Consider the following 12,494-nt stretch of genomic DNA (forward strand, 5'->3'; position numbering starts at 1 on the left):
CTAGTAAGGATATTACACAGATGATTATAAGAGGTGCTAACATGTTCGAACACAAAACGGTTCTATTAGAAGAGGCTGTAAATGGATTAAAGATTGACCCAGATGGCATTTATGTAGACTGCACACTTGGTGGAGCAGGACATAGCTCATACATAGCTTCAAAGCTTTCAAACAAAGGTAAGTTATATGCTTTTGATCAAGATGATATTGCGATCGAAAATGCAAAGGACAAGCTTGCAAAATATGGGGATATTGTAACCATCATCAAAAGTAATTTTGCTAATATAACTGAAAAATTACATGAACAAGGAGTAACAACTGTTGATGGTATTTTATTTGACTTAGGTGTTTCATCCCCGCAATTGGACACCCCGGAAAGAGGATTTAGCTATCACCACGATGCCCCACTTGATATGCGAATGGATCAGGATGCAACATTATCTGCGTACGACATCGTAAATCATTGGTCATATGAACAAATGGTACGAATCTTTTTTCAGTATGGTGAAGAAAAGTTTTCAAAACAAATTGCTAGAAAAATAGAGGCTGCACGTGAGAAAAAACGAATTGAAACCACAGGGGAATTGGTGGAATTAATTAAAGAAGGTATTCCAGCAGCGGCAAGAAGAACTGGCGGACATCCGGCTAAAAGGATTTTTCAAGCCATTCGAATTGCGGTTAACGATGAATTAAAAGTATTCGAAAATGCGATTCATCAGTCAATTGAGCTTCTTGCACCAGGAGGAAGAGTAAGTGTGATTACCTTTCACTCACTAGAGGACAGAATTTGTAAAGTTACTTTTAAAAAGGCAAGCGAAGGTCCGCCACTACCACCTGGCATTCCAATTATTCCTGATGAATACAAACCAAAATTAAAACTTATTACAAGAAAACCGATATTACCTACAGAAGAAGAAATTGAGGCAAACAAGAGGGCTCGTTCTGCAAAGTTAAGAATCGCAGAAAGACTTTAAACAATATATTACGATAGGTACTTGAGGAGGGATATGATGGGTAATTTAGCATACAAAGTAAGGCAAACAGAAAACTACCAACCAGATCAGACACCGAAGACACAACCAACTATTAAAAAGAAGTTTCGATTTACGTTAGGAGAAAAGGTATTAGGGATTGTATTCTCCGCAGCAGTGATGTTCTGCGCAATTTATATCATATCTAACCAAGTATCGATTTATCATACAAACATCGAAATCCAACAAATCGAAGCATCAATTAGTCAACAAACAAAAACAAATAATGACCTTTATGTACAAGTCCAGGAATTAAGCGAATACGAACGTCTTTGGGAAAAAGCGAGAGAACTTGGCCTTGTTTTAAATGAAAACAATGTAAAAGTTGTTCAAGGGAACTAAACCATGAAAATGAAGGTTAAAAATAACAATATAAATAGAGGAGCAGCATGTATTAGTATAATATTTGCTTTGCTCTTTTTTACATTGATGGCAAGATTTGTGTATATCCAAGGTACTGGTAAGGTTGATGGTGTTGTTTTAGCGGCGTTAGCAGAAGAAAAATATACGAAACAAAGGACAATTGAAGCAAATCGAGGAACGGTATATGACCGTAATGGAAATCCGATTGCCGAGGATACTTCTTCTTACACCGTTGTTGCGATCCTTGATAAAGATTTAACCGTAGATGAAGATAACCCACAACATGTTGTGGATCCTGAAGAAACGGCTCGCAAGCTTTCACCTCTCTTAAATATGGATGAGAACGAGATGTATAAAATATTAACAAAACCTGAAAGGAAACAGGTTGAATTCGGGACTTTTGGCCGTGATATTAGTACAGCACTCAAACAGGAGATTGAAGCACTAGAATTGCCTGGGATTGCCTTTAGAAGAGAATCAAAACGCTACTATCCGAACGGAACTTTTGCCTCACATGTTGTTGGTTATGCACAAATGGTGACTGATCCCAAAACGAAAGAGACAGAAACAATCGGAAAAATGGGGATTGAAAAAAGTCTTGATAAGTACCTTCGAGAAAAAGATGGCTACATGAAGTTCCAGAGTGATAGGAAAGGTTATAAATTACCGGATGCAAAAGAGCAAATCGTCGCACCTGATAATGGTAGTGATGTTTATTTAACAATTGACCAAACAATCCAAACGTTTTTAGAGGACGCCATGAACACGACGATGAAGGAATATGAACCTGAAAAAATTATTGGCGTTGTTGCAAATCCAAAAACGGGTGAAATCTTAGCGATGTCCTCAAGACCGAGCTTTGACCCAAATGTTCGAAACATCCAGAACTACTTGAATGATGTGATATCCTACCCGTTTGAGCCAGGTTCAACGATGAAAATCTTTACCTTAGCTGCAGCGATTGAAGAAGGAGTCTATAATGGGAATGCAACCTTTGCTTCAGGAAGCTACACAGCCGGAGGAGAAACAATCCGTGACCATAACAGGAGAGGTTGGGGAACAATTACCTATGATGAAGGTGTCCTTAAATCCTCAAACGTTGCGTTTGCGAAGATCGCAAATGAACAGTTAGGGACGGATAAATTATTGGAGTATTTGGGACGTTTTGGACTTGATCGACCAACCGGCATTGATTTAGCAGGTGAAGTTCAAAACACAATTAATTTTAAATGGGAGATTGATAGAGTATCAACGGCATTTGGCCAAGCATCCTCTGTTACTCCAATTCAGCAGATACAAGCGGCTACAGCAATCGCCAATGGCGGCAAAATGATGAAACCATATGTTGTTGATAAAATCGTCGACCCTGATACAGATAAAACGGTTGTGGATCACAAGCCTCAAGTCGCAGGACAACCTGTTTCAGCAGAAACGACTAAAAAAGTGTTAAATTTATTACGCCAAGTTGTAACAGATGGTACGGGTAAAGCCTATGATCTTGAAGGATATCAAGTTGCTGGGAAAACAGGTACTGCTCAAATACCAAGTCCACATGGTGGATACTTAACGGGAAGAGGTAACTTTTTATACTCATTCCTAGGTATGGCACCAATGGATGACCCAAAATTAATTGTGTATGTTGCTGTAGAGAAACCTAAGCTTAAAGATACCGACATTGGTCACGAACCTGTTGTGATGGTATTTAATCATGTGATGAAAAATAGCTTACAATATTTAAATATACAACCAATTGAACAAAAAACAGAAAATAATGTGAATGTTGATAAAGAAGTTGAAGTTGCTTCCTATGTAGGAAAATCAATTGAAGAGGCTAAATCATCAATTGATAAGCTGCAGCTTAAAGCAACTGTGATTGGAAAAGGTAAGAATATTATCGCTCAAAGTCCAGTTCAAGGTGAAAAAATACTACCTAACGAACAGGTCATTCTACTTACTGATCAGGAAGCGACTTTGCCAGATATGACAAATTGGTCAATAAGAGATGTTATGAGAGTTGCTGATTTAACAAATATTAAAGTTTCATATAGTGGTAATGGGTATGTCGTACAGCAAAGCTTAGAACCGGGTGCTATTATTAAAGACGGTGATACATTATCCGTCAAATTAGAACGACCGTACTCTCCACAAAAGGAAACAACTGAGGAACCAGTAGTTGAAGAAAATAGTGAGAAGGAACAAGAAGGGAACTGATTTTTTTCAGTTCCTTTTTTTTTATGACCAAAGCAATTCGATATCCATACAATCGTTCTATTCATTCTTGTACAAGCATATAATTAGACGAGCCTTGATTTGTAAGTTTAATAGGAGGTACATCTATATGCGTGTTTCGAATGTAACAGTACGAAAAAGATTATCATTAGTACTATTTATAGGTTTTTTATTATTTTTGATTATTGATGTGCGACTGGGATATGTTCAGTTTTTTGTGGGAAATAAGCTAACTGCACTGGCAAAGGATTCATGGAGCCGGGATATTCCATTTGAGCCGGAACGAGGAAAAATCATTGACCGTAATGATGTCGTCCTTGCAACAAACCAGAGTGCACCGACTGTTTTAGTGGTTCCACGGCAAATTGAAAATCCTGCAGAAGCAGCAGAAAAACTTGCTGCTGTTTTAAATATGTCAAAAGAAAAAGCGTATAAAAAAATAACTGAAAACGAATCAAAAGTCTATATCAATCCAGAGGGCAGAAAGATTTCTCACGAAAAAGCGAATGAAGTTCGCGCGCTAGGGATTAAGGGCGTCTATATTGCAGAGGACTCAAAACGTCATTATCCATTTGGTAGCTATCTTTCCCATGTATTGGGCTTTGCTGGGATTGATAATCAAGGGTTAACAGGACTGGAGAAAAGTTATGATAAAGAGTTAAAGGGTGAAAAAGGGAGTGTGCAATTCTATTCCGATGCAAAAGGAAGAAGAATGCCAGATATCGCTGATGACTATACACCGCCAAAGGATGGTCTTGATTTAAAGCTAACGATTGATACAAGAATTCAATCCCTTATTGAACGTGAACTTGATAATGCCGAAGCACAATACAATCCAGATGGAATTATTGCGATTGCAATGAATCCCAATAATGGTGAAATCTTAGGAATGTCTTCAAGACCTGATTTTGATCCAGCAAACTTTCGAAATGTTCCACAAGAAGTGTACAACCGTAATCTCCCTGTTTGGAGTACCTATGAGCCAGGTTCTACCTTTAAGATCATAACTCTAGCTGCCTCATTAGAAGAAGGGAAAGTAAATCTCGATAAAGATCATTTTAATGACCCGGGTTTTGTAAAGGTCGGGGGAGCAACGCTTAAATGTTGGAAACGGGGCGGACATGGCCACCAATCGTTCCTAGAGGTTGTTCAAAACTCTTGTAACCCTGGTTTTGTCGAGTTAGGAACAAGATTAGGGAAAGATACATTGTTTAAGTATATTCGCGATTTTGGATTTGGACAAAAAACAGGCATTGATCTTCAGGGGGAAGGTACTGGAATCCTCTTTAAACCAGAAAATGTAGGTCCCGTTGAATTAGCAACAACATCCTTTGGGCAAGGGGTAGCGGTAACGCCGATTCAACAGGTAGCAGCGGTTTCTGCAGCGGTAAATGGTGGAACCTTATACCAGCCATATGTCGCGAAGGAATGGATCGATCCGGTTACAGGAAAAGTAGTAAAGAGTAATTCTCCTATAGCGAAACGCAAAGTCATTTCCGAAGAAACGTCCAAACAAGTTAGATATGCACTTGAAAGTGTTGTAGCAAAAGGTTCTGGTGGGGGCGCTTATGTGGATGGATACCGTGTAGGTGGAAAGACGGGTACAGCTCAAAAATCCAAAAAGGGTGGAGGCTACCTTCAAAATAACCATATCGTATCCTTTATTGGCTTTGCACCTGCAGATGACCCGCAAATTGTCGTCTACATAGCTGTTGATAATCCGAAGGGTACCGTTCAATTTGGTGGGGTTGTTGCGGCACCAATCGTTGGAAATATCATGCGTGAAAGCCTGCCGTTGTTGGGAATTGAAAAGCGAGAGAATCAGATTGAAAAAGAAATCAGATTGTGGACGGATAAAAAATATCTTGAAGTTCCAAATGTAATTGGATTAACAAAACGGGAATTGCAGCAGCAATTAATGAATATAAAATTAGATATTACCGGAGAAGGAAATGTAGTTGTTGACCAAGCGCCAAATGCTGGAGAACGGGTTCAAGAAGGGACAACATTACGGATCCATCTTGGGGAAGCAACAGATCAGAAAGAAAAAAATGAGGAGAACTAACTAGTCAAGGGGGATTTCCTCCCTTTCTAACTTCTTTTTTCTGTAAAAAGGAATACCTTTAATATAGAAGAATAAAATTTTTGGTAAGGTGTCCTTTTTAACCGATGGATTAATAGGAAAATAGGGTACTAGACAACACACGGGGACTAGCGTATTATGTTAATCTGATGCAATTCCTGAGTGAATTTTTCGAGAGGGAATGGTAAAATTCATGATGAAATTACAGGACATATTAGCGAACCTGCATGATTTTACGGAAAAAGGTAATGCCAATCCTTTTATCACATCTCTTGAAATGGACTCGAGGGAGGTAGAAAAGGGATGTTTATTCTTTTGTGTAAAAGGTAGTACATTCGATGGTCATGTATTTGCATCAGAAGCTGAATCAAAAGGTGCGGTTGCGATCATCGCTGAAAAGGATGTGGAGGTATCCATTCCTGTTATCAAAGTGAAGGATACAAGAAGAGCAATGGCTGTATTGGCAGATGCTTTTTATCAGCAACCGACACATAAACTCCAGCTAATAGGGGTAACCGGGACGAATGGGAAAACATCAATTAGCCATATTGTTGAAGAAATTTTTAAAGAAGCTGGCGAAAAAACAGGCCTTATTGGAACGATGTATACGAAAATCGGAGAAAAAACAATTGAAATGAAGAATACGACTCCGGAATCAGTAACACTTCAAAAGTTTTTTCATCAAATGGTGTCTGATAAAGTAACAAGGGCTGTAATGGAGGTCTCTTCCCATGCCCTCGATATTGGCAGGGTACACGGATGTGATTTTGACATTGCGGTGTTTTCGAATTTGACACAAGATCATTTGGATTACCATCGAACAATAGATGAGTACCGAAGAGTGAAAGGTTTATTGTTTGCTAGTTTAGGGAATCGTTTTGATAAAGATAATCCGAAATACGCGGTTCTGAATAATGATGACCCTGCTTCAGAGGAATACACAAGATCCACTTCAGCCACAATCGTTACATATGGAATCCAACAGAAGGCAGATATTATGGCTGCTAACATTCGGATGACTGCCTCTGGGACAGAATTTGATTTAAAAACACCGTTTGGTTCATATGAAGTGAAGATCAATTTAATTGGACAATTTAGTGTTTATAACGTATTAGCAGCAGTTACTACTTGTATCGTGTCTGGAATCCCGATTTCAACAATCATTCGTGCAATCAAAAAGGTAAAGGGTGTACCAGGAAGGTTTGAAATCGTAAACCAAGGGCAAAATTTTACTGTAATTGTAGATTATGCACACACACCCGATAGCCTAGAAAATGTATTAAAAACGGTTAAACAGTTTGCGAAAGGGAAAATCAACGTAATTATTGGGTGTGGTGGAGACAGAGACCGTTCAAAGCGTCCAATCATGGCCAAAATTGCAACAGAATTCGCGGATGTCCCCATTTTTACATCTGATAATCCTCGCTCGGAAGACCCTCTTGAAATTTTAAAGGAGATGGAGGCAGGTGTAGAAGGAAAATTTTATATCACCATCCCGGATCGTGAAAAAGCAATTATTTATGCTATTTCAAATGCGTCGGAGAATGATATAATAATCATTGCTGGAAAAGGACATGAAACCTATCAAATCATTGGGAATAAAACTCATTCATTTGATGACCGCCTTGTTGCTGCTCGTGCAATTAAGGAGTTGAATTAATTGTTATCCAATCAAGATATGTGGACTCTTTTTGAAGAAGCGTACGGGTTTAATCATGAGAATTTTGAGTTTGAGGAAGTGATCACTGACCCTAAGATTGTAACGAAAAGAGGACTTTATATTTCAATTGAACAAGAAAAAAGGGATGAATTTTTAAAGCAAGCACTTTATAATGGTGCTGTTGCAGCAGTTTGGCCAAAGAATGAAAAATTACCCCTGTTTCTTCCCAATCATTTCCCTGTATTCGTAGTAAAAGATCCACTACCAGCACTCAATCAAATCTTGGAATTTTATCTTAAAAAAATTGAAGAAAATGGGTATGATACAATGACAAAATTTAAACTATTTACAAACGAAGTGAAAAGTATGAAGCAAAACGATCAAACAGTAGAACAAATAAAAATGATTGCAAGAAAATTAGCAACGTACGAAAAAGGGAGGGGAAAAAGATGATTGAAGAAGTCGTCATCTATTCGATTGCCATAGGATTTATCATAAGCGTCATTCTCTCCCCCATTTTTATCCCTTTCTTACGTAGATTAAAATTTGGACAAAGTATCCGTGAGGAAGGTCCTAAATCACATCAAAAAAAGTCGGGAACACCTACGATGGGTGGAATCATTATATTAGTGTCGATTTCACTTACGACGATTTTAGTGTCGACTCGATTAGGGGAATTGTCGGTTACGACATATTTACTATTATTTGTAACATTGGGATACGGGGTATTAGGTTTCTTAGATGATTTTATTAAAGTAGTACTAAAGAGGAATCTCGGTTTGACCTCCTTACAAAAACTACTTGGTCAAATCGTCATAGCCATCATTTTTTATTTTATTTATAAACAGAATAATTTCTCGACTGCCATTTCAATTCCAGGGACAGACTTTGAATTTGATTTAGGAATTCTCTATGTCCTCCTTTTAATTATTTGGTTAGTTGGATTCTCCAATGCTGTCAATTTAACCGATGGTTTAGATGGATTAGTTTCGGGTACGGCTGCGATAGCGTTTGGTGCGTTTGCCGTATTAGCTTGGAATCAAGCACAATATGATGTTGCCATCTTCTCTGTTGCTATAGTTGGAGCAGTACTTGGGTTCCTTGTATTTAATGCAAACCCAGCAAAGGTATTCATGGGTGATACAGGATCACTTGCACTTGGTGGGGCGATTGCAACAGTTGCCATTACTCTAAAGCTTGAGATCTTACTGATTTTAATCGGTGGTGTTTTTGTAATTGAGACATTGTCTGTTATTATTCAAGTTATCTCTTTTAAAACAACGGGTAGACGTGTGTTTAGAATGAGTCCTTTACATCATCACTATGAATTGGTGGGTTGGTCCGAATGGCGGGTTGTTGTAACATTTTGGACGGTAGGATTATTATGTGCGATTCTTGGAATTTATATCGAGGTGTGGATTTAATTGAAAAATGCAAATAAATTTTCTAACAAACAAATTTTAATACTGGGTCTTGCGAAAAGCGGCTTCGCTGCAGCTAAGGTTCTTTCTAATCTCGGCGCACGCCTCACTGTTAATGACCAGAAGCCATTTGAAGAAAACGAGCCCGCACAGGAACTCGAAAAATTGGGAATAAAGGTAGTATGTGGAGGTCATCCAATCGGAATTTTGGATGATCATTTTGACTTTATTGTTAAAAATCCGGGAATCCCATACAGCAATCCCCTTCTTGTTAAGGCGAAAGAAAAAGGAATTCCCGTCATCACCGAGGTTGAACTTGCCTATCATATTACTCCTGCAGAGTTTATTGGTATTACAGGATCTAATGGAAAGACAACCACAACGACATTGATTTTTGAAATGTTAAAGCATGGTGAGAAATCTCCTTTAATCGCAGGAAACATTGGGACAGTGGCCTGTGAGGTTGCACAAGGGGCAGAGAAGGAAAATATGATCGTGACCGAACTATCCTCGTTCCAATTAATGGGAATTGAAGATTTTGCACCAAAGATTGCCGTTTTACTAAATATTTTTGACGCGCATCTTGATTATCATGGAACGAAGGAGGAATATGTGAAAGCAAAGGCAAGAATCTTTGAAAATCAAACGGAAGATGATTACAGTGTGATCAATGTCGATGACAAAGATGTTCTATTTGCAGCAGAGGGTAGCAAAGCTAAGAAAATACCATTCTCCACTACGAGGGTATTACAAACGGGTGCCTATATGAAGGAGCAAAGTATTTATTTTGATGATGAAAAAATCATTGAAATTAAGGATATTGTTTTACCGGGTGTCCATAATCTTGAAAATATATTGGCTGCTGTTGCGGTTGCCAAGCTCGTCGATACACCAAATAGTGCAATTACCCAAGTGTTAACAACTTTTACGGGGGTAAAGCATCGATTACAATATGTTACTTCCATTCAGAATCGCAAATTTTATAATGATTCTAAGGCAACGAATATCCTGGCAACGAAAAAGGCAATATCCGCTTTTGAACAACCGATTATATTGTTAGCTGGCGGACTTGATCGTGGAAATGAATTCGATGATCTCGTTCCTGAACTAACCCATGTAAAAGCAATGGTTCTGTTTGGTCAAACAGCCAAAAAGCTTGAACGCGCGGGGAGACTTGCCAGAATAGAAATGATAAAACTGGTCGATAATGTTGAAGCAGCGGTTAAAGAAGCTTATACTCTTTCAAATGAAGGTGATGTCATTTTATTATCACCTGCGTGCGCTAGCTGGGATCAACATAAAACATTTGAAGAAAGAGGAGACATTTTTATAAACGCCGTGCATAAGCTTAAGTAAGGGCTTGGACAATCTAGAGCTCTGAATCTAGAATGTAGAGGTGGTTTGATTGTGACCCAAAGAACGACTCCGGATATTATCTTAATTATTACTACTCTTACACTTTTAGCAGTTGGATTGATCATGGTATACAGTGCCAGTGCGGTATGGGCTACATATAAATTCGATGATTCATTTTTCTTTGCTAAAAGACAGCTCCTGTTTGCGAGTGTTGGAGTCATTGCCATGTTTTTTATTATGAATGTAGACTATTGGACATGGAGGACGTGGGCAAAAGTCTTAATCATCATTTGTTTTGTATTATTGGTAGCTGTATTAATTCCTGGAATTGGAATGGAACGTAATGGATCGCAAAGTTGGATCGGAGTCGGTGCATTTTCCATTCAACCTTCAGAATTTATGAAATTAGCGATGATTGCTTTTTTGGCCAAATTCCTATCTGAAAACCAAAAAAAAATCACATCCTTTAAAAAGGGGTTAATGCCCTCACTGTCTCTTGTTTTTTTAGCATTTGGAATGATCATGCTGCAGCCGGATTTAGGGACAGGAACGGTTATGGTAGGTACATGTATTGTCATGATTTATGTGGCAGGAGCAAGAATCTCCCACTTTGTTGGTTTAGGTCTAATTGGTGTGGTGGGGTTTGTTGCGTTAATTTTATCAGCACCATATCGTATTAAACGGATCACATCCTTTTTAGATCCATGGGAAGATCCATTGGGAACCGGGTTTCAAATCATTCAATCCCTTTATGCAATTGGTCCTGGCGGATTATTTGGTTTAGGATTAGGACAAAGCCGGCAGAAGTTTTTCTATTTGCCAGAACCACAAACAGACTTTATTTTCGCTATCCTAGCCGAAGAATTGGGCTTTATTGGTGGTTCGTTTGTCATCATATTATTCAGTATTCTACTCTGGAGAGGTGTACGAATTGCTTTGGGTGCACCTGATTTATATGGAAGCTTTCTTGGAATTGGAATTATTGGAATGATTGCAATCCAAGTTATTATCAATATCGGAGTCGTTACAGGTCTAATGCCAGTAACTGGAATTACTCTTCCGTTCTTAAGTTATGGAGGTTCATCCTTAACCTTAATGCTCATGGCGGTCGGAGTCCTTTTAAATATTAGCAGGTATTCAAGGTATTAACCCAAAATCACATGAATATATGTTATACTATAAAATGGTTTAACCCTGTTTACACGAACAGGGTTAAACTACTTTTAACGATAAACTTCCAAATGGGAGGAAACAAACCTTGAAGATTGTAGTGAGTGGTGGAGGTACAGGAGGTCATATTTATCCTGCACTTGCCTTAATTAAAGAAATAAAAAAGCTTAACCCTTCAGCTGAGTTTCTTTATGTCGGTACCGAAAAAGGGCTAGAAAGTGGAATTGTGGTTCGTGAAGGGATTCCTTTTAAAACGATTCATATCACAGGATTTAAACGAAAGATCTCCATTGATAACATTAAAACAATCGCACGTTTTATTAAAGGAGTAAATCACAGTAAAAAAATAATCAAGGATTTCAAACCTGATGTGGTGATTGGTACAGGCGGTTACGTGTGCGGACCCGTTGTATATGCAGCATCAAAATTACATATCCCAACCATTATTCATGAACAAAATAGTATTCCAGGACTTACCAATAAATTTTTAAGTCGCTACGTTGATAAAGTGGCAATATGTTTTGAAGAAGCTAAAACCTTCTTTCCTAAGGAAAAAGTGATTCTAACAGGAAACCCAAGGGCTTCTGAAGTCATTGGGAAGGATGGTCGAGCAGGCAGAGATTCTGTTGGTCTTAATAATTCCCAAAAGTCCGTTTTAATAGTGGGAGGAAGCAGAGGTGCTAGGCCGCTAAATGATGCTTTTTTACATGCTTTACCTGAAGTAAAGGAAAAGGATTATCAATTCCTTTATGTAACAGGTGAGGTTCATTATGAAAATGTACTTAAACAGGTAAAAGCAGTTGGAAATCCTGATAATGTCATTATCAAGCCGTTTATTCATAATATGCCAGAAGTATTAGCGGGTGTAGACCTTGTGGTTGCCCGAGCAGGTGCGACAACATTGGCTGAATTAACTGCTCTAGGTCTGCCAAGTATTTTGGTACCTAGCCCATATGTAACAAACAATCACCAAGAGAAAAATGCGAGGTCCTTAAGTGATAAAGGGGCTGCGATTTTACGACTTGAAAAGGACTTAACGGGTCCTCAGCTTCTTAAGGACATTGACTCAATCCTTTTAAATCAAATAAAACTTGAGGAAATGAAAAAAGCATCTTCTCAAATAGGTATCCCAGACGCTGCAAGACGGTTGTACAATGTTATGAAGGATTTAATGTAGAAAA

Annotated in this window: 10 protein-coding genes; all 10 read left to right on the forward strand. The window is 38.4% G+C overall.

The genetic code is table 11. The features are described from left to right. Positions 1 to 41 precede the first annotated feature (41 nt). The 10 genes from rsmH to murG all read left to right on the forward strand — a co-directional run bounded on the left by rsmH (position 42) and on the right by murG (position 12,490). Complete coding sequence (gene rsmH / locus E1I69_RS03645) at positions 42 to 974, forward strand: 16S rRNA (cytosine(1402)-N(4))-methyltransferase RsmH (RefSeq protein ID WP_136378256.1); 933 nt, start codon at positions 42 to 44, stop codon at positions 972 to 974. 36 nt (positions 975 to 1,010) lie between these two features. Next, positions 1,011 to 1,373: a cell division protein FtsL gene (gene ftsL, locus E1I69_RS03650; RefSeq protein ID WP_136378257.1), complete on the forward strand. Its 363-nt coding sequence runs from the start codon at positions 1,011 to 1,013 to the stop codon at positions 1,371 to 1,373. A 3-nt stretch (positions 1,374 to 1,376) separates the two neighbouring features. Further along, a complete protein-coding gene (locus E1I69_RS03655; RefSeq protein ID WP_136378258.1) occupies positions 1,377 to 3,605 on the forward strand; it encodes a penicillin-binding protein in 2,229 nt (742 codons plus the stop codon). Between the two features lie 127 nt (positions 3,606 to 3,732). Continuing rightward, the gene (locus tag E1I69_RS03660) at positions 3,733 to 5,688 is read left to right on the forward strand and encodes a stage V sporulation protein D (protein ID WP_136378259.1); all 1,956 of its coding nucleotides are present in this window, start codon (positions 3,733 to 3,735) and stop codon (positions 5,686 to 5,688) included. Between the two features lie 214 nt (positions 5,689 to 5,902). Beyond that, entirely contained in the window at positions 5,903 to 7,366 is a 1,464-nt protein-coding gene (locus E1I69_RS03665) for a UDP-N-acetylmuramoyl-L-alanyl-D-glutamate--2,6-diaminopimelate ligase (RefSeq protein ID WP_136378407.1), read from the forward strand. Beyond that, positions 7,367 to 7,819, forward strand: a complete 453-nt coding sequence (locus E1I69_RS03670; protein ID WP_136378260.1) for a hypothetical protein — start codon at positions 7,367 to 7,369, stop codon at positions 7,817 to 7,819. It abuts the gene before it with no gap. Beyond that, positions 7,816 to 8,790, forward strand: a complete 975-nt coding sequence (mraY, locus tag E1I69_RS03675; RefSeq protein WP_136378261.1) for a phospho-N-acetylmuramoyl-pentapeptide-transferase — start codon at positions 7,816 to 7,818, stop codon at positions 8,788 to 8,790. The genes E1I69_RS03670 and mraY overlap by 4 nt, the downstream gene beginning before the upstream one ends. Further along, positions 8,791 to 10,143: a UDP-N-acetylmuramoyl-L-alanine--D-glutamate ligase gene (murD, locus tag E1I69_RS03680; protein ID WP_136378262.1), complete on the forward strand. Its 1,353-nt coding sequence runs from the start codon at positions 8,791 to 8,793 to the stop codon at positions 10,141 to 10,143. Positions 10,144 to 10,191: 48 nt separating this feature from the next. After that, a complete protein-coding gene (gene spoVE / locus E1I69_RS03685) occupies positions 10,192 to 11,292 on the forward strand; it encodes a stage V sporulation protein E (protein WP_136378408.1) in 1,101 nt (366 codons plus the stop codon). Positions 11,293 to 11,401: 109 nt separating this feature from the next. Continuing rightward, entirely contained in the window at positions 11,402 to 12,490 is a 1,089-nt protein-coding gene (murG, locus tag E1I69_RS03690; RefSeq protein ID WP_136378263.1) for an undecaprenyldiphospho-muramoylpentapeptide beta-N-acetylglucosaminyltransferase, read from the forward strand. Positions 12,491 to 12,494: the final 4 nt, after the last annotated feature.

The organism is Bacillus timonensis, from assembly GCF_004799755.1.
GTDB classification, from domain to species: Bacteria; Bacillota; Bacilli; order Bacillales; family Bacillaceae_L; genus Ferdinandcohnia; species Ferdinandcohnia timonensis_A.

What these genes read in the sequence shown, in the direction of transcription:
- rsmH (WP_136378256.1), top strand. Translation starts at nt 42, where the DNA reads ATGTTCGAACACAAAACGGTTCTATTAGAAGAGGCTGTAAATGGATTA.
- ftsL (WP_136378257.1), top strand. Translation starts at nt 1,011, where the DNA reads ATGGGTAATTTAGCATACAAAGTAAGGCAAACAGAAAACTACCAACCA.
- E1I69_RS03655 (WP_136378258.1), top strand. Translation starts at nt 1,377, where the DNA reads ATGAAAATGAAGGTTAAAAATAACAATATAAATAGAGGAGCAGCATGT.
- E1I69_RS03660 (WP_136378259.1), top strand. Translation starts at nt 3,733, where the DNA reads ATGCGTGTTTCGAATGTAACAGTACGAAAAAGATTATCATTAGTACTA.
- E1I69_RS03665 (WP_136378407.1), top strand. Translation starts at nt 5,903, where the DNA reads ATGAAATTACAGGACATATTAGCGAACCTGCATGATTTTACGGAAAAA.
- mraY (WP_136378261.1), top strand. Translation starts at nt 7,816, where the DNA reads ATGATTGAAGAAGTCGTCATCTATTCGATTGCCATAGGATTTATCATA.